Genomic DNA, 17,643 nt, shown 5'->3' on the forward strand with positions numbered 1-17,643 from the left:
CGGATCCGAGATCGGCAGCCGCTCGTGCAAGGCCGCGGTCGCGCGGCCCGGACGCCCCGTCTAGACTTTGCCGATGACGACCCGGACCTCCGCCACCACTTTCGCCTTTCCCTCGGCCGATCTGCCCGCGCCGGGTGCCTCGCTGGACCTGCTGCTGCCCGGTGCCGCCGGCAAGCTCGAGGTGATCCTCGCCGCGCCGCGCGAGACCGCTGCGCGCGGTATCGCGGTGATCTGCCATCCGCATCCGCTGTACGGCGGTGCGATGAGCAACAAGGTCACCTACACCCTGGCATCGATCGCACTGAACGCGGGTTTCTACGCGCTGCGCTTCAATTTTCGCGGTGTCGGCCGCAGCGAAGGTGCGCATGACGAGGGCCGCGGCGAGATCGAAGATACCTTGCTGCTGGTCGATTGGCTGCGGCAACGCGTGCCGGCCGCCGGTAGTGGAGAACCGCTGCCGCTGCTGCTGGCGGGTTTCTCGTTCGGCGGCTATGTCAGCGTCGCTGCCGCGGCGACGGCGCGGCCGAGCTTGCAGATCAGCGTCGCACCGCCTTTCGGCGGACGCTTCGTCTACCAGGCCAGGCCCGCGCGGCCACCCTGTCCCTGGCTGGTGATCCACAGCCGCGACGATGACACGGTCGCCTACGACGAGACCGCGGCCGCGCTGGCCGCATATGAGCCGCCCGCAGAACTGTTCACCGTCGACGGTGCCGGCCATTTCTTCAACGGCCGGCTGAACGATATCCGGGAGGCCGCCGGTGATTTCATTCAACGCCATCTTCCGGCGCCCTGAGCTATCCTGCCGCGGCCGTCACCTACCCTCATTTCTTACAAAGTCACATGGAGATCACATGAAGCGTCTGTTGCTCGCCTGCTGCTTCGTCGCCGGCCCTGCCATGGCGGATGACTACGACATCGTCACTCCGGATCAGGGCGCATTCCATTCCGTGTCCAAGGATCTGGTCAGTGCGTTCAGCTATCACACACTGGCGCCTGCCGAAGCCACCGGCATCACCGGCTTTGGCATCGGCGGTTTCGGCAGCTACATGTCGACCGACGAAAGCGCCTGGAAGACGCTGACCGGCGAGAGCATCAGCGAGATCGGCATGGCCGGCGTCACCGCCCACAAGGGCCTGCCGTTCGGGATCGACGTCGGGGCGTTCTACGGCTCGGTGCCGACCGCCGGTGCCAGCGTCTACGGCGCCGAACTGCGCTACGCGATACTCGAAGGCGGCATCGCCACGCCGGGCATCGCGGTCCGCGGTGCGTTCACGAAGTCCGCCGGGATCGACGACATCGACCTGAGCACGTACAGCCTCGACGCCTCGATCTCCAAGGGTTTCGCGTTCGTCACACCCTATGCCGGCGCCGGTTACATCTGGGGCAAGGTCAAGGTCAAGGGCACCTACAGCGGCGTGCTCGACGACGAAGATCCCAGCCAGGCGCGGCTGTTCGCCGGCCTGCGTATTTCCGCCGGGTTCCTCGAAATCACGCCGGAATACGAGCACGTCGGCAGCAACAACGTGTTCAACCTGCGCCTGGGTTTCTCCATCTAGCGGCGCCGGACTTTTCGTATGTGGCAGAAGCTGCTGCGCCATTTTGAATCGCCGCCGGTCGACGAGGCGGCGCGCCAGCGCCTCGCGGTCGCGGTGCTGCTGCTCGAGTGCGCGCGCGCCGATTTCGAGCGCAGCGAGAACGAGATGCTCGCAGTGCGCGACGCGCTGCGCCGCTATCTGTCGCTCGACGATGCGGCGCTCGACCGCCTGCTCGCCGAGGCCGGCGAGCAGGCGCGTCAGGCGGTGTCGCTGCACGAGTTCGTGCAGCGCCTGAACGCGAGCATGCAGCCGCCGGACAAGATCGAGCTGATCTCGATGCTGTGGCGCGTGGCCTATGCCGACGGCCGGCTCGACGTACACGAAGAGCATCTGCTGCGCCGCCTGGCCGATCTGCTGTACATCCCGCACCAGGATTTCATCGCGACCAAGCTCAAGGCTGAGGCGCAAATGCCGAATGGCTGAAGCGCCGGCCGAGATCGCGGAGGGCGCGCCGCTTTCGCAGCTGCGGCGCTGGGTTGCGGATCTCTCGCTGCTCGCCAAGTTCCGGCTGATCATCTTCGCGCTGCTGATCCTGTTCGTCTGCGCCGGTCTCGCGTTCCTGATGGTGCAACAGCGCGAAACCGTTGCGCGGCGCTGGACGGTACACACCTACCAGGCGCTGTGGACCGCGGAGCGCGCGGAAACCGCGCTGCTCAACATGCGCCTGTCTCTGCGCGACGGGCTGCTCGGCGCCGATGCTTCGAAGATCGAGGCGTTCCAGGTCGAGAGCGATCGCTACGACGCGCTGTTCAGCGAGTTGCGCGAGCTGATGCGCGACAACCCGGTGCAGGAAGTGCGGCTCGAGCGCATCGAGAATCTGAAGCGCGACTGGGACGAAGGCTTCGTGCGTCCGAGTGTCGAGCGCCTGCGCAGCCCGGATCTGTTGCAGCAGAAGCGCAGCGCCGACGACTTGCTGGCCCTCATCAACAACGGCAGCTCGGCGCTGGGCTCGCTGCAGGGCGAGCTGACTCAGATGCGCGCCGTGGAGCACGGCTTGCTGGCGACGCGGATCGGCGTGCTGGATCGTGCAGCCGCTCTGGGCCGCGACGTCGTGCTGCTGGCGCTGCTGCTGGCGCTGATCAGCACGCTGTATGCGCTGATTGCGGCCCGCCGCCTGCTGGCCGAGCCGCTGCGCCGGCTGATCCAGCTGATTCCGGATATTTCCGCCGGCGGCCATGCCGCAGCGATTCCATATCGCTGGCGGCGCGACGAAGTCGGCGAATTCGCGCGTTCGCTGTCCGCGCTGGCCAAGCTGGTCGAAGGCCGCGCCGGCGATGACTGGGTGAAGACCCGGCTCGCCAGCCTGGCCGGCGACCTGCAGCTGGCCGACACCCATGAAGCTTTCGGCGATGCCTTGCTGCGCTCGCTGTGCCCGCCGCTGGATGCCGGTTACGGCGTCGCCTATCGCTGGGATGCGCTTGCCGGCGAGCTGCAGGCCTGCGCCAGCTACGGCGTGTCGGCCGCCGATCTATCGTCGCGAAAATTCAAGCCCGGCCAGGGTCTGGTCGGCCAATGCGTGGCCGAGAAGCGCACGCTGAGCCTGTCGCCGGTGCCGCCGACTTATCTGAAAGTGGTCTCCGGCCTCGGCTCGATGATGCCCGACACGCTGAGCTTCGCGCCGCTGTTCTCGCGCGGCGAAATCGTCGGCGTAGTCGAGCTGGCCTCGCTCAAGCCGCCTTCGGCACTACGTGCCGAACTGCTGGCGCAGGCGCGCGCGCCGAGCGCGCTGGCCTGGCAGACGCTGGCGCGCAGCCTCAGAACCGCCGAACTGCTCGACGTCACGCGCTCGCAATCCGAAGAACTGCGCAGCTCGGAAGAGTCGCTGCGCATCCAGCAGGAAGAATTGCAGAGCAGCAACGAGGCGCTGCGCTCGCGCAGCCAGTTGCTGGAACAGCAGAGCGGCCAGCTGATCGCGTCCGAGGAAGAACTGCGCGCGCAGGCCGAGGAGCTGCGCCTGGCCAACGAAACCCTGCGCGAACGCTCGACCGCGCTGCGCGCGCGCCAGGCCGAGCTCGAGGCCGCGCGCGGCACGCTGGAGCGCCACGCCGAGCAACTCGAGCGCGCCAGCCGCTACAAGAGCGAGTTCCTGGCCAACATGTCGCATGAGCTGCGCACGCCGCTGAACAGCCTGCTGATCCTGTCCAAAGGTCTGGCCGACAACGAGGACGGCAATCTGCAGCCCGACCAGGTGGAGAGCGCGCGCATCGTCCACGACGCCGGCCGCAACCTGCTGCAGCTGATCAACGACATTCTCGACCTGTCCAAGGTCGAGGCCGGCCGCATGCTGGTGGTGTCCGAGGACGTCGGCTTGCGCGGTTTCGCGACGCTGCAGGAGCGCAACTTCCGCCACGTTGCGCGCAGCCACGATCTCGAGTTCAAAGTCGTTATCGGTGATGACGCGCCGCAGACCGTGCGCACCGACGGCACCCGGCTGGGCCAGATCGTCGTCAACCTGCTGGCCAACGCCTTCAAGTTCACCGAGAAGGGCAGCGTGACGCTGCATATCGGCCGGCCCGATGAAGAGTCGCTGCGCCACGCCGGCCTCGCTGGCCTGGTGCCCGGCCGCGCGATCGGCTTCAAGGTCAGTGATACCGGCATCGGCATTCCGCCGGACCGGCTGGATGCGATTTTTCAGCCCTTTGAACAGGTTGATTCCGGCACGGCGCGCCGCTTCGGCGGTACCGGCCTCGGCCTGTCGATCGCACGCGGCATGGCCGGCCTGCTCGGCGGCAGTCTGCAGGCACACAGCGCGATCGGCGTGGGCTCGAGCTTCCTGCTGATTCTGCCGGAGCGGCTCGACGTCGCGGGCGCCGCGATCGACGCCTCTGCAGCGGTGGCCGCGGAGGTGCCGACCGCGGCGGCCACGAGCCGGCCGGCCGAGCCGCTGGAACCGAGCTATGCGCAGGCGCCGGCATCCGACGAGCGCGCGGTGCTGCTGATCGTCGAGGACGATGCCTCTTTCGCGAATATCCTGGCTGGCCTGGCCGCGCGCAAATCGATACCGACCCGTGTCGTGAGCAGCGGAGCCGAGGCGCTGAAGGCCGCGGCGGAAATGCCGCTGCTCGGCGTGCTGCTCGACATCGGTCTGCCCGATATCAGCGGCTGGCAGGTACTGCAGCAGCTCAAGGCCTTGCCGGCCACGCAGCAAGTGCCGGTGCACATCATCTCCGCGTCCGACGACCTGGATCGCGGACTGGCACTTGGCGCGGTGGGCGTGCTGACCAAGCCGGTATCACGTGAATCGGTACTCGCTGCACTGGATCGGGTGATCGCGCCGGGCGGCGACGGGGCCGCGGCGCCGCGGCGCGTGCTGCTGGTGGACGACGATCTTGGTTCGCGCGCCGCGGTGCGCAAGCTGCTGGAGCCGGAAACCGCGCAGATCGAAGAGGCGCAGAACGCGTCTGAGGCGAGCACGGCGCTGCGCGCGCGCCGCTTCGACTGCCTGATTCTCGATCTGGGACTGCCCGACGTGTCCGGCCTGGACTTGCTGGACGAGCTGTCTGCGGCCGGCGTCAGCCTGCCGCCGGTGGTGGTCTACTCCGGGCGCGAACTGAGCCCGGACGAGATGCTGCGGCTGCGCCAGTACACCGAGAGCATCGTCATCAAGGGCAGCCGCGCGCCCGAGCGTCTGCTCGACGAGGTGTCGCTGTTCCTGCACGCGCTGACGCCGCCGCGCAGCGCTGGCGCGGCGGCGCCGGCGGATGTGGTGCGCGACGTCGCCGGGCGCCACGTGCTGATCGTCGACGATGACATGCGCAACATCTTTGCGCTGTCCAAGGCGCTGCGCACGCGCAAGCTCGAAGTGACGATGGCGCAGGACGGCTACAAGGCGCTGACCCAGCTCGACAGCAATCCCGGCATCGATCTGGTGCTGATGGACATCATGATGCCGGGCATGGACGGCTATGAGACGATCCGCCGGATTCGCGAGCGCGACCAGTGGAAGCAGCTGCCGATCATCGCGGTCACCGCCAAGGCGATGACCGGCGACCGCGAGCGCTGCCTGCAGGCCGGCGCCAACGACTACTGCGCCAAGCCGATCGATATCGATCAGCTGATGTCGCAGATCCGGGTCTGGATCTAGAGCCACCGATGGACCTGCAAAGCCGCCAGGACATCGAGATCGGGCTGTTCATGCAGGCGCTGAGGCTGCGCCACGGCTACGACTTCGCCGGCTACGCCCGGGCCTCGTTCAACCGCCGCGTCCGCGCCCTGGCCGAGGCCAGCGGCGCCGCTTCGATCAGCGCGCTGACCGAGCGCCTGATCCACGACGAGCCCTTCCTTGCCGAAGTGATCGGCCGGCTGTCGGTGCCGGTGTCGGAGATGTTCCGCAACCCGCCGGTGTTCGACCTGCTGCGCCGCGAAGTGCTGCCGGTGCTGGCGAGCTATCCGCAGATCAACATCTGGCAGGCCGGCTGCGCCCACGGCGAAGAAGCCTATTCGATGGCGATCCTGCTGAAGGAAGCCGGGCTGTATGCGCGTGCGCGGATCTACGCGACCGACATCAGCGAGCTTGCGCTGGAGCGCGCGCGCGCGGGCATCTATCCGCTGCGCGAGGCCCAGCTGTTCTCGTCGAACTATCTGCAGGCCGGCGGCAGCGGCTCGCTGTCGGACTGGTACACCGCCGCCTACCAGCACATCAAGCTCGACCAGGCTCTGGCCGAGCGCATCACCTTCGCCAATCACAATCTGGCTGCCGACGGCGTTTTCGGCGAGATGCATCTGATCCTGTGCCGCAACGTGCTGATCTACTTCGGCGAGCCGCTGCAGCAGCGCGCGCTCGCACTGTTCCGCGACAGCCTGGTGCGTGGCGGTTTTCTGTGCCTGGGCGACCGCGAAAGGCCCTCGGAGCCGCGGTTTGCACAGGATTTCGGCGCGATCGCGCCCGGCGCCAGCGTTTTTCGCCGTGTCACGGCGCGCTGAATCGAAGCATCGGTCCTCACCAACAAGAACGATATGGAAGAACCAGCCAAACCGCTGCCCGCGCCGGCCCTGCCATTGCCGCGACCCAAGATCCTGGTCGTCGACGACACGCCGGCCAACCTGGTGGCGATGCGGCGCCTGCTGTCGCGTATCGATGCGGACCTGGTGATGGTGTCGTCGGGCAACGATGCGCTGGCGGCCTGTCTCGACCAGGAGTTCGCGCTGATCCTGCTCGATGTGCAGATGCCGGACATCGACGGCTTCGAAGTCGCGGGCCTGCTGTCGGACGAGGCGCGCACCGCCGATACGCCGATCATCTTCGTCACCGCCGCGTTCTCCGACGACGTCAACCGCCTGCGCGGCTACCACTTCGGCGCGGTCGACTACATCGCAAAACCCATTAACGACGTGATCCTGCAGGCCAAGGTTCGCGTGTTCCTCGATCTGTATCGCGGCCGCCAGGAGTTGCAGCGCCTGGTTGCCGAGCTTGACGGCCGCAACCGCCAGCTCGAGATCGAAGTGACTGAGCGCAAGCGCGCCGAGAAGGAAGTCCGCCATCGCGCCACTCACGACGCGCTGACCGAGCTGCCCAACCGCGCGCTGTTCATGGACCGGGTCGACCAGGCGCTGCAGCGCGCCGACCGCCAGCGCAGCCGTGTCGGCCTGCTGTACCTGGACATCGACGGCTTCAAGCCGGTCAACGACAAGCTCGGCCATCATGCCGGCGACTTGCTGCTGCAGCAGATCGCGCAGCGGCTGCGCGATGCGATCCGCAAGTCCGACACGGTCGCGCGGCTCGGTGGCGACGAGTTCGCGGTGGTGATGGAGGACGCGGTCGAAGGGCTGCCTGCGGCGCAGCAGTTCGGCGAGAAGCTGCTGGAAGTGCTGGCCGCGCCCTATGCGCTGGACCTGGGCATGGACGTGCCGGTGACGGTCAACATCGGTTCGAGCATCGGTGTGGCGATGTTCCCGGAACACTGCCGCGGCGCGAGCGATCGGCGCGAAGCACTGATCCGGGCCGCGGATGCGGCGATGTATGCCGCTAAGCAGAGGGGCAAGAACCGCGTTGTGCTGGCCTCGTAGGTTGGGGTGAGCGTTAGCGAACCCCAACATTGCGCGCGTGATCGTTGGGGTTCGCTAACGCTCACCCCAACCTACAATGGTTTCAGCCGCCGACTCGCCCGTGCAGCTGGTACAGCGCCACCTCCGCAAACAGGCTGGGCGCCAGCCGGATCGTCCAGCCTTCCCGATGTGCGCGATTCAGCAGTCGACGCTCATGAACCTGCCAGCCGCGCACCGCGCACAGCGCCTCGAAATCCGCGACCGTGCACAGATGGATGTTCGGCGTGTCGTACCAGGCCGAAGACAGCGTCTTGGTCACCGGCATGCGTCCGTTCATCAGCGCCAGGCGCACGCGCCAGTGGCCGAAGTTGGGGAAGGTGACGATCGCGGTGCGGCCGACGCGCAGGATTTCCTCGATCGCCTCGTCGGGCCGCTGCAGCGCCTGCAGCGTCTGCGTCAGCAGCACGTAGTCGAACGAGCCGGTTTCGAAATCGCGCAGGCCGTCGTCGAGATCGGCCTGGATCACGTTGACGCCGCGCGCGACGCAGGCGGCGACGTTGGCCGGATCGATCTCCAGCCCGTAGCCGCGGGCGCCGCGCTGTTCCGCCAGGTGCGCGAGCAGCGCGCCGTCGCCGCAGCCCAGGTCGAGCACGCGTGCACCGGGCGTGATCCAGCCGGCGATCAGCGCCAGGTCAGGGCGCAGCTCATTGACGGCTGCATTCATGCGCCGACCTCGTCGGCGACGCGCGAAAGATAATTGCGCAGCATCCGGTGATAGTCGGGCAGGGGCATCAGAAAGTCGTCATGGCCCAGCTCGGAATCGATCAAGGCGTAACTGACGTCGCGCCCGGCATCGACCAGGCTTTTGACGATTTCACGCGAACGCGCCGGCGAAAAACGCCAATCGCTGGAAAACGCGATCACCAGAAACCGCGCCTGCGCCTGCTGGAACGCGGTGACCAGCGAGTCGTCGTAATCGCGCGCCGGGTCGAAATAATCCAGCGCCTTGGTCATCAGCAGATAGGTGTTGGCGTCGAAGCGGTCGACGAAGGCCTCGCCCTGGTAGCGCAGGTAGCTTTCGACTTCGAACTCGACGTCGAAGTTGAACGAGGGCTGCGGCGCCTTCAGGTCGTTGCCGAACTTGGCGCGCATCGCCGCGTCCGACAGATAGGTGATATGGCCCAGCATCCGCGCCAGCCGCAGGCCGCGGCCCGGCACCACGCCCTGCTCGAAATAGCGGCCGCCGTGGAAATCCGGATCGGACAGGATCGCCTGCCGTGCGATCTCGTTGAACGCGATGTTCTGCGCGGAAATCTGCGGAGCCGCGGCAATCACCACCGCGTGGCGGATGCGGCGGGGCAGGTCGACCGCCCATTGCATGACCTGCATGCCGCCGAGCGAGCCGCCGATGATCGCGGCCCACTGGGCGATGCCGAGCCGGTCCGCGAGCAGGCCCTGCGAGCGCACCCAGTCGCGCACCGTCAGCAGCGGAAAGTCCGGCCCCCAGACGCGGCCGGTTTCCGGGTCGACGGTGTTCGGGCCGGTGGAGCCGCGGCAGCCGCCGAGATTGTTCAGTGAGACCACGAAAAAACGGCTCGTGTCGATCGGCTTGCCGGGGCCGATGCAGTTGTCCCACCAGCCGGGTTTGCGCTCGTCGTCGTGATAGCCGGCGGCGTGATGATCGCCGGACAGCGCGTGGCAGATCAGAATCGCGTTGCTGGCCTCGGCGTTGAGACTGCCGTAGGTCTCGACCATCAGCTGATGGCGCGGCAGCAGGCGGCCGCAGTCCAGAATCAGCGGCGCATCGATGTCGATCAGCTGCGGGATGACCGTGCCGACCGAGCTCTCGCTTGCGTCCGCGGACACTTCAGGACAGGCCGAAATAGCCGGGCAGCGGCAGCAGCATGCCGGCGACCTGCAGCAGCAGGATCGCGACCAGCGGCGACAGGTCCAGCCCGGACAGCGGCGGGATCACTTTGCGGATCGGCCGCAGCAGCGGTTCATTGATGCTGTACAGGATGTTCGCCGCCGGGTTGCTCAGGCCGGGGCCGAACCACGACAGGATCGCGTAGATGATGATGCTGGCGGTGTAGATCGAGATGCCGAGCGAGACGATCTTCAGCGCCGAGTACCACAGCGTCGCCAGCGGGCCGATAGCGAGGTTCCACAGCGAGCCGATGATCTGCACGTAGATCACGGCGAGGATCAGCAGCAGCAGCAGGGCCGCGACGTCGAGCTTGCGCCAGCGCGGCAGCAGGCTGGCAACCGGCGACAGCACCGGTTGCGTGATCTTCCAGACCAGCTGCGAGATCGGGTTGTAAAAGTCCGCGCGCACCCACTGCAGCACGACGCGCAGCAGCACCGCGCCCATGTACAGGTTGAACAGCGTGTTGATCAGGTAGATCAAAGCATTGGCCGCTTGCGCGCCCATAAACAGTCTCCGTCAGGCTCGCATCAGGTCAAGTTTTCGCAGCAGCCAGTTCGTCGCCGAGCTGGCTGCTGCGACGCGCCGCCGCGGCCAGCGCAGCAGCGAACATGGGGCGCAAACCGGCAGATTCCAGATGCCGCAGAGCGGCCTCGGTGGTGCCGCCCCTGGAGGTTACCTGCTCGCGCAGCACGGCGACGTCGGTGTCGCCGGCGTCGACCATCTTGGCGGCGCCGACCAGAGTGCGCGCCGCGAGCTGGGCCGCGACTGCCGGCGACAGGCCGAGCTGCTCGCCGGCCTCGCGCATCGCCTCGACCAGCAGGAAGAAATAGGCCGGCCCCGAACCGCTGACCGCGGTCACCGCGTCCAGATCCGATTCCTGCTCGACCCAGCAGGTCTGGCCAGCGGCATCGAGAATCGTCTGGGCCAGATCGCGCGCCGACGGCGGTGTTCCTGCCGGCGCGTACAGGCCGCTGATGCCGCAGCCGTACAGCGCCGGTGTGTTGGGCATGCTGCGCACCAGATGCACGCCGTCGCCGAGCGCCGCGCGCAGCGTGGCGACGCGCACGCCGGCGGCGATCGACAGCACCGTGGCGCCGGCATCGAGTCGCAGCGGTTTGACCGCCTGCACCAGCTGCTGCGGCTTGACCGCCAGCACCACCGCCGCGGCGCCGGCGACGATTTCGGCGCCAGCCGCCGCAATGCTCACGCCGAAGCGTTCGCGCAGTGCCGCGGCGCGAGCGGCATCCGGCTCGGCCACGCGCACTAGCTGCGGATCGGTGCCGGCAGCGATCAGGCCGCCGATCAGGCTGGTGGCCATGTTGCCGCCGCCGATGAAGGCCAGGGTTTGGGCAATTTGGAAAGCCATGCGCGGAGAGAGTTTCGTCAGGGGGAGGCGAAGGGCCGCTATCATAATGAACGCCCGCCTAATCTACGAACCCGCTACGAACCCGCCTCCTGGCGCCGCCGCCCAGGCTGGGCGAGCCCTCTGTGGACCCCGACGTGAAAAAGAAAGCTGCACCTGCCGCTGCCGCCAGCAACGCTGCCCGAACCCGGCTGCTCGACCAGTACGCGCGCCGCATCGAGCAGGCCGCGGCCCGGGTCTACGACGTCGCCATGATCAGCGCGCTGGAAGACGCGCCCAAGCTCTCGGCCCGGCTTGGCTGCCGCGTGCTGCTGAAGCGCGAAGACACCCAGCCGGTGCACTCCTTTAAATTACGCGGCGCCTACAACAAGATCGCCCAGCTCGATGAGGCCGCGCGCGCGCGCGGCGTGGTCGCTGCCTCGGCTGGCAACCATGCGCAGGGGGTTGCGCTGGCGGCGAGGAAGCTCGGCATTGCCGCCTCCATCGTGATGCCGCGCACTACCCCGGGTATCAAGGTCGATTCGGTACGCAGCCTCGGCGGCAAGGCGATCCTGCATGGCGATGCTTTCGACGACGCGTCCGCGCATGCCAGCGAGCTTGCCGAGCAACGCGGCATGACGATGATCCATCCTTACGATGATCCCGACGTGATCGCCGGCCAGGGCACCGTGGCGCGCGAGATCCTGCAGCAGTTGGCGCCGCTGGGCGTATCGAGGCTCGACGCGGTGTTCGTCTGCGTTGGTGGCGGCGGTTTGCTGGCCGGTGTTGCCGCGTGGATCAAGCAGCATAGCCCGAAAACCAAGGTGATCTGCGTCGAGCCGGACGACTCGAACTGCATGGGCGCCGCGCTCGCCGCCGGCCGCCGGGTCCGCTTGCAGCAGGTGGGGCTGTTTGCCGACGGTGTTGCGGTGCGTCAGGCCGGCACCGAGCCGTTCCGGATCGCGCGCCAGCTGGTCGACGACTGCATCACCGTCAGCGTCGATGAGATCTGCGCGGCGATCCGCGACATGTTCAACGAGAACCGCGCGGTGCCGGAACCGGCCGGCGCGCTGGGCATCGCCGGCATCAAGCGCTGGGCGCAGACCCATGACGTCAGCGGCAAGACCTACTGCGCGATCGTGTCCGGTGCCAATATCAACTTCGATCGCCTGCGGCATGTCGCCGAACGCGCCGAACTCGGCGACGACGCCGAAGCACTGCTGTCGGTGACGATCCCGGAGAAGCCGGGCAGCTTCAAGCGCTTTCTGAAAGTGATCGGTCGTCGCTCGGTCACCGAGTTCAACTACCGCTACTCGTCGCCGAGCCAGGCGCATATCTTCGTCGGCATCAAGCTCAGCGGCGGATCGGCCGAGCGTGCCTCCTTGATCGATGCACTGCGCCAGCAGGACTATCCGGTGCTCGACATGTCGGGCAACGAGATGGCGAAGATGCATGTGCGCTTCATGGTCGGCGGCCGCGCGCCCGGCCTGCACGATGAGCACCTGTTCCGCTTCGAATTCCCGGAGCGGCCCGGCGCGCTGGTCGATTTTCTGGACGCGGTGGGTGGCCGCTGGAACATTTCTCTGTTCCACTACCGCAATCACGGTGCAGCCAATGGCCGGGTGCTGTGTGCGCTGCAGCTGCCGCGCGGCCAGCTGGCCGAGTGCCGGCGTTCGCTGGATGAACTCGGCTACGAATACTGGATCGAGACCGCAAACCCCGCGTACCAGCTATTCTTGGGTACGCAGGTTTGAGCCTGCCATCAGGGAGTCTGATATGCGTCTGAAGCTGCTGCTGTCCGCTGTCGCGCCCGCCGCCGTTCTGGCCGGCGCCCTCCTGGCGATGTTTGCTCCCGCTGCCCAGGCGCAGTCGCTGGCCGGCTTCGTCGATGCGTACTACCTGCCGTGGACCGAGCTGAAGAGCAAGGTCGAGGACGACAACGGCAACTCGATCAGCAACACCACCGATGGCGACGGCTATGGCGTCAAGGGCCTGCTGCGTCTGAATGAGAACATCGCCTTCGACGGCGAATATCAGAGCGCGAACTACGACGGCTCGGCGGACCGCGACAGCTATCGCGCCGGCGCCGGTTACTACTGGCGCTATTTCGGTATCGCCGCGGACTACATCAACGAGTCGGTCGACGACGGCACCACCAGTGAAGATGCCGACGGTGTCGGCATCTATCTGCGCACCAGCTGGCTGGCGATCAAGGGCCTGGCTTTCACCGGCGCGGTCGGCTACGTGCGCCTGGACCGCGACGGCGATACCTACGACGGCTTGGAATACAACGTCGGCCTGGATGTGCGTCTGAACGACTTCCTCGGCCTGTTTGCCGATTATCGCTCGACCGACCTGAGCCACAGCAACTTCGATCTGCGGCTCAGCGATGCGCGAGCGGGCCTGCGCCTGGTTTTCTAGGCCTGATGTTGGGGTTCGCTGCGCTCACCCCAACCTACCCCCAACCTACGAATGGCGCCTTTGTAGGTTGGGGTGAGCGCAGCGAACCCCAACGATCACCGCCAGATCACCACTAGATCCCCGCCAGCTTGCAGATGTACTTCCAATGCGCGGGCTGTACCGGTGTCACCGACAGCCGCGTGCCTTTCTCCAGAATCCGCAAGCCGCTCAGCCTGGCTTCATGCTCGCGTAGCGTGTTCAGCAGCACCGGCTTGTCGAGTTTCTGCACGAACTGCACATCGACCAGCAGCCAGCGCGGTTCTTCCTGCTTGGAGCCGGCGTCGTAGTAGTCGGATTTCGGATCGAACTGGGTCGGATCGGGATAGGCGTTCGAGATGATCTTCATCACGCCGTAGATGCCCGGCTCCGGGCAGCTCGAGTGATAGAAGAACGACAGATCGCCTCGCTTCATCTGGTCCCTGAACATATTGCGCACCTGGTAGTTGCGCACGCCGTTCCAGGGTTCGATCTGCTTGGGTCTGCGGGCCAGATCGTCGATCGAGAACGTGTCCGGTTCGGACTTCATCAGCCAGTGCGACAGTTTCTCGGGCATGTGATTTTCGAGTTGCTCAGGGAGGGAAGCGGATGAGTCCGCGCTCGGTGCAGACCGCGTGCAAGCGCACGTCCCAGGGATCGGCCGGTACGCTTTCGCACTGCTGCAGCGCGTAAGCATAGCCAAGCAGCCAGGGTTTTTGCCGGCCGTGCAGTCCGGCCAGAAAGCGATCGTAGTAGCCGCCGCCGGTGCCGAGCCTGTGACCATGGGCGTCGAAGCCGGTCAACGGCAATACGATCGCATCGAGCTGGCGCGGCCTCGCGTGATCGCGCGCGCAAGGCTCGGCGATGCCGTGGCGGTTGCGACGCAGCTGCGTATCGCTGCGCAACTCGATCATGTGCATGTCGTCGCCGACCAGGCGCGGCACATAGACGCGCACGCCCTGCTGCAGAAGTCCCTCAATCAAGGGCTCGGTCGACAGCTCGGAGCGATAGGCAAGATAGACCGCGACGCGGCGTGCGTTGCGCGCCCTCAGCGCACGCAGCGCACGACGCGCACAGCGCGCGGCGTGTTCTCTGCGGATGCGCATCGCGACAGCCGCGCGCTGCTGGCGCAGCCTCCGGCGGAGCTGGCTTTTGCCGTCCACCGGTAAAGAATTAAAAGCGGTGCCTCCCACCTGCGCCGTCATTCGCTCGGTACCTTGAGACGAGGTCTCAAGTGGGTGCCGCAATCCGTTTTTCGGGCTTCCCGCCAACAGCGCGGGCTTGCACGCCCAAACAGAATTGGCTCCCGGGGTTTGCAATTAGGCTCAAGGGGATTAGAGCAATCGTCGAACACTGCAGGAGACACCGAGGTCATCATAACACTGCATTCCCGTGCTGCCCGGATCGCTGCTGCCGCTTGTCGCAAAAGCCGCCTCCGCCCAGCGGTGATGCCTGCGGGCGCAGCGCGATGGCTACTCGAGTGTCAGCGTCGAGTCGATGTCGAGACGCATCTGGCGTACGCGCGCCAAGGCCGCGTCATCGGGATGCGCAACCGCATCCGAGCCTTTCAATTCCAGCAGTTCGCGCGCGATATTCAGCGCCGCCATCACCGCGATGCGCTCGGCGCCCAGCGCCTTGCCGCGTTTGCGGATCGCGGTCATGCGCTCATTGAGGAAATCGGCCGATGCGACCAGCGCCTCATGTTCTTCCGCCGGACACATCACCGTGTATTCGCGGCCCATGATGCGCACCGTGACACTGCGTGCGTCGCTCTTGCCGTCGTTATCTGTGGAGACTTTTGGGTTCACGGATCCTGCTCGGTTTCCAGCTGCCGCACACGCTCGACGATGCCTTCGATGCGTCGCCGCAGTTCGCTGTTCAGGGCGACCATGCGATCGCGCTCCTGTTGCGCGCGGCGCGCCTCCAGGCGCGCCTGCCGGTAGGCGGCCGCGAGTCGCTGTATGCGCTGTTCGAGTTGCTCGAGTTCGGCTTCCAGCATGGCGCTGCGCTGCTTGTAGATGTCGCCGCAGTATAGCCGCGGGACGATGAGAAAAACCTCTCTCCGGGGAACGGGAGAGAGGCGGGCAGGCGGCAGGATCGGGATCAGCGGATGATCAGGAACAGCGCGCCGGTGCCGCGCTGAATGTGCAGCAGCAGTTCGCTGGCCTTGGGGCCGGCGAGCTTGCTGAACTGGTCGATGGTCGTCACCGGCTGGCGGTTGACGCTGAGAATCACGTCGTCGGGGCGCAGGCCTGCATGTGCCGAAGCAGAACCCGGGGTAACTTCCTTGACCAGAATGCCGCCGGTGCGCAGGCGTTTGGCGGTCGCCTCGTCGATCGCGGTGAAGCTGGCACCGGCCAGCGCCGGATGCAGCTTGCTGCCGCTGGTGTCGCTGCCGCCTTCGGCCGTCGCCGCCGCCACGTCGGCACTCTTGCCGATCACCACGGTGACGGTCTTCGGCTTGCCGTTGCGCAGGATGTCGAGATCCACTTTCTCGCCGATGCGCATCAGGCCGACGATGTTGCGCAGTTGCTGGAAGCTGGAGATTTCGCGGCCGTTGACTTTGAGCACGATGTCTTCGGACTTCAGGCCGGCCTTCTCGGCGGGCGAACCGGGCAGGATCTGGTTGATGACTGCGCCGCGCGTGGTTGTCAGGCCGAAAGCCTTGGCCAGAGCCGGATCCAGATCCTGGCCACCGATGCCGATGCGGCCGCGCTCGATGCTGCCGTATTGGATCAGCTGGTTCATCACCAGCTTGGCGAGGTTGGCCGGGATCGCAAAGCCGATGCCGATGTTGCCGCCGCTGCGCGACAGGATCTGGCTCGGGATGCCGACCAGTTCGCCGCGCAGATTCACCAGAGCGCCGCCGGAATTGCCCGGGTTGATCGACGCATCGGTCTGGATGAAGTCCTGATAGCCCGCGCCCATGCCCTGGCGGCCGAGGCCGCTGACGATGCCCGAGGTGACCGTGGTGCGCAGATCGAACGGCGAGCCGATCGCGACCACGAAGTCGCCGACTTCGAGTTTGTCGGAGTCGGCCATCGTCAGCGCCTTCAGGTCGTCGGCCTTGATCTGCAGCAGCGCGATGTCGGTGTCGGGGTCCTTGCCGATCAGCTTGGCTTCGAACTCGCGCCTGTCGACCAGGCTCACCTTGATCGTCTCGGCCTGATCGACGACGTGGTTGTTGGTGAGGATGTAACCCTTGGCGGCATCGACGATCACGCCCGATCCGACCGCCTGGGTTTCGCGTTCCTGGGGTTCGTCCGGCACGTCGAAGAAGCGACGGAAGAACGGGTCCTGCAACAGCGGATTCTGCATCTCGGCCTTGGCCGTGACGGCGATGTTGACCACCGCTGGTGTTGCGATCTTGAGCATCGGCGCCAGTGACGGCAGCCCTTGCTGCAACGGCAGCCCCTGGGCCTGCGCTTGCGCCTGCGCCGGCAGCGCGGCGAGGTTGAACACCAACAACAGCGCCAGCGGCGCAACGATCTTGAAGACGGGTCGGAACATCGGGGCAATCTCGGCAATGACGAAAGGAGCGGAGCGGTGGCGCGCGAACTGCGGCGCGCCTAGGACCGTATACCGATACGCGAGTTCGCGCGTCGGGACGGCTGGCGATCTCAATTCAGACGAATGCGCGGATTCAGGCTGTAGCGGCCGGTGATGCTCGCGCTGGCCAGCACATGCGGCCGGATCGCAGCCAGTACATCAGTCGCGGAGAACCTGTCATCGACCGGGCAGCGCTCGATGTCGAGCGCGAAGACTTCGAAGCGGTAGTGATGCGGCACGCTGTCGTTCCACGGCGGACAGGGGCCGTCGTAGCCGAGATAGCTGCCTTCCATATCGGCATCGCCCTTGAACCAGCCGGTGTAGTCGTTGGTGCCCTGGCGCGAGCCTTCGGGGCCGGCCGGCTGCTGCTTGCCGCGAGCGATCACGCCGTTGGAAGACGCACCTTCTTCGATCGAGCTGACACTAGCTGCGATATCGATCATCACCCAGTGCACGAACGCGCTGCGCGGCAGTTTCAGCGGTACTTCGCGATCGTCCTTGTTGACGTCGTCGGCTTTGCTCGGCGCATCCGGATCGATGCACAGCAGCGCGAAGCTCCTGGTATCGGACGGCACGCCGCTCCAGCTCAGCTCGGGATTCAGATTGTCCGACAGGCGCACGCGACCCTTCGGTGCCTTGATTGCGAATGCGCAGCGGCCCGGTACCACGCCACCATCGGGAAAGCTCTTGCTCGTCAGTTTCATGCGGTTCGTCCTGATTGTCGTTTTATGTTCCGGGGCGTCTGCGTGAAGCAGCGACGGCCGCACTCCTGCGAGCACGATCCGCCGATTATGAAACAGAGCGCCGTG

18 protein-coding genes and 1 other RNA gene are annotated in these 17,643 nt (G+C 66.4%); 8 read left to right on the top strand and 11 right to left on the bottom strand.

Features of this window, described 5'->3' with window-relative positions; genetic code table 11:
- The first annotated feature begins 73 nt into the window (after positions 1-73).
- From JWQ90_RS09515 to JWQ90_RS09540, 6 genes are read left to right on the top strand one after another with little or no spacing between them, the layout of a single operon-like run.
- The gene (locus JWQ90_RS09515; protein WP_299692669.1) at positions 74-793 is read left to right on the top strand and encodes a CocE/NonD family hydrolase; all 720 of its coding nucleotides are present in this window, start codon (positions 74-76) and stop codon (positions 791-793) included.
- A gap of 58 nt (positions 794-851) precedes the next feature.
- Positions 852-1,556, top strand: coding sequence for a DUF6588 family protein (locus JWQ90_RS09520; RefSeq protein WP_299692672.1), 705 nt, complete (start codon positions 852-854; stop codon positions 1,554-1,556).
- A gap of 18 nt (positions 1,557-1,574) precedes the next feature.
- Positions 1,575-2,018 (top strand): TerB family tellurite resistance protein, encoded by a 444-nt coding sequence (locus tag JWQ90_RS09525; protein WP_299692675.1) that lies wholly within the window; start codon positions 1,575-1,577, stop codon positions 2,016-2,018.
- Positions 2,011-5,679 carry a response regulator gene (locus tag JWQ90_RS09530; RefSeq protein WP_299692678.1) on the top strand — a complete coding sequence of 1,223 codons (3,669 nt, stop codon included), beginning with the start codon at positions 2,011-2,013 and terminating at the stop codon, positions 5,677-5,679. The genes JWQ90_RS09525 and JWQ90_RS09530 overlap by 8 nt, the downstream gene beginning before the upstream one ends.
- 8 nt (positions 5,680-5,687) lie before the next feature.
- Positions 5,688-6,518, top strand: a complete 831-nt coding sequence (locus JWQ90_RS09535; protein WP_299692681.1) for a protein-glutamate O-methyltransferase CheR — start codon at positions 5,688-5,690, stop codon at positions 6,516-6,518.
- A 33-nt stretch (positions 6,519-6,551) separates the two neighbouring features.
- A complete protein-coding gene (locus tag JWQ90_RS09540) occupies positions 6,552-7,601 on the top strand; it encodes a diguanylate cyclase (RefSeq protein ID WP_299692684.1) in 1,050 nt (349 codons plus the stop codon).
- Between the two features lie 82 nt (positions 7,602-7,683).
- Here the strand turns inward: JWQ90_RS09540 and metW are convergent, their stop codons facing one another.
- From metW to proC, 4 genes are read right to left on the bottom strand one after another with little or no spacing between them, the layout of a single operon-like run.
- Positions 7,684-8,304, bottom strand: a complete 621-nt coding sequence (metW, locus tag JWQ90_RS09545) for a methionine biosynthesis protein MetW (RefSeq protein ID WP_299692687.1) — start codon at positions 8,302-8,304, stop codon at positions 7,684-7,686.
- On the bottom strand, positions 8,301-9,446 hold the full coding sequence (locus JWQ90_RS09550) for a homoserine O-acetyltransferase (RefSeq protein WP_299692690.1): 1,146 nt from the start codon (positions 9,444-9,446) through the stop codon (positions 8,301-8,303). The genes metW and JWQ90_RS09550 overlap by 4 nt, the downstream gene beginning before the upstream one ends.
- A gap of 1 nt (position 9,447) precedes the next feature.
- Entirely contained in the window at positions 9,448-10,011 is a 564-nt protein-coding gene (locus tag JWQ90_RS09555; RefSeq protein ID WP_299692693.1) for a YggT family protein, read from the bottom strand.
- A 28-nt stretch (positions 10,012-10,039) separates the two neighbouring features.
- Positions 10,040-10,873: a pyrroline-5-carboxylate reductase gene (proC, locus tag JWQ90_RS09560; RefSeq protein ID WP_299692696.1), complete on the bottom strand. Its 834-nt coding sequence runs from the start codon at positions 10,871-10,873 to the stop codon at positions 10,040-10,042.
- A gap of 188 nt (positions 10,874-11,061) precedes the next feature.
- Between proC and ilvA the strand changes: the two genes are divergently transcribed.
- Both ilvA and JWQ90_RS09570 read left to right on the top strand, forming a co-directional pair.
- Positions 11,062-12,603 carry a threonine ammonia-lyase, biosynthetic gene (gene ilvA, locus JWQ90_RS09565; protein WP_299692852.1) on the top strand — a complete coding sequence of 514 codons (1,542 nt, stop codon included), beginning with the start codon at positions 11,062-11,064 and terminating at the stop codon, positions 12,601-12,603.
- 22 nt (positions 12,604-12,625) lie between these two features.
- Entirely contained in the window at positions 12,626-13,270 is a 645-nt protein-coding gene (locus tag JWQ90_RS09570) for a hypothetical protein (RefSeq protein WP_299692699.1), read from the top strand.
- A gap of 112 nt (positions 13,271-13,382) precedes the next feature.
- Here the strand turns inward: JWQ90_RS09570 and JWQ90_RS09575 are convergent, their stop codons facing one another.
- From JWQ90_RS09575 to JWQ90_RS09605, 7 genes are all read right to left on the bottom strand, one after another.
- Complete coding sequence (locus tag JWQ90_RS09575; protein ID WP_299692701.1) at positions 13,383-13,862, bottom strand: EVE domain-containing protein; 480 nt, start codon at positions 13,860-13,862, stop codon at positions 13,383-13,385.
- A 16-nt stretch (positions 13,863-13,878) separates the two neighbouring features.
- Positions 13,879-14,478, bottom strand: coding sequence for a 5-formyltetrahydrofolate cyclo-ligase (locus JWQ90_RS09580; RefSeq protein ID WP_366919483.1), 600 nt, complete (start codon positions 14,476-14,478; stop codon positions 13,879-13,881).
- Positions 14,468-14,650, bottom strand: a non-coding RNA gene (gene ssrS, locus JWQ90_RS09585) — 6S RNA. Before ssrS ends, JWQ90_RS09580 begins: the two co-directional genes overlap by 11 nt.
- 107 nt (positions 14,651-14,757) lie before the next feature.
- The gene (locus JWQ90_RS09590) at positions 14,758-15,093 is read right to left on the bottom strand and encodes a cell division protein ZapA (RefSeq protein ID WP_299692707.1); all 336 of its coding nucleotides are present in this window, start codon (positions 15,091-15,093) and stop codon (positions 14,758-14,760) included.
- Positions 15,090-15,284 (bottom strand): hypothetical protein, encoded by a 195-nt coding sequence (locus JWQ90_RS09595; RefSeq protein WP_299692709.1) that lies wholly within the window; start codon positions 15,282-15,284, stop codon positions 15,090-15,092. The genes JWQ90_RS09590 and JWQ90_RS09595 overlap by 4 nt, the downstream gene beginning before the upstream one ends.
- A 104-nt stretch (positions 15,285-15,388) precedes the next feature.
- On the bottom strand, positions 15,389-16,795 hold the full coding sequence (locus JWQ90_RS09600; protein WP_299692712.1) for a DegQ family serine endoprotease: 1,407 nt from the start codon (positions 16,793-16,795) through the stop codon (positions 15,389-15,391).
- A gap of 110 nt (positions 16,796-16,905) precedes the next feature.
- Complete coding sequence (locus JWQ90_RS09605; RefSeq protein ID WP_299692715.1) at positions 16,906-17,538, bottom strand: YbhB/YbcL family Raf kinase inhibitor-like protein; 633 nt, start codon at positions 17,536-17,538, stop codon at positions 16,906-16,908.
- Positions 17,539-17,643 lie beyond the last annotated feature (105 nt).

Origin of the sequence: Hydrocarboniphaga sp. (assembly GCF_028291725.1) — a bacterium.
GTDB lineage: Bacteria > Pseudomonadota > Gammaproteobacteria > Nevskiales > Nevskiaceae > Hydrocarboniphaga.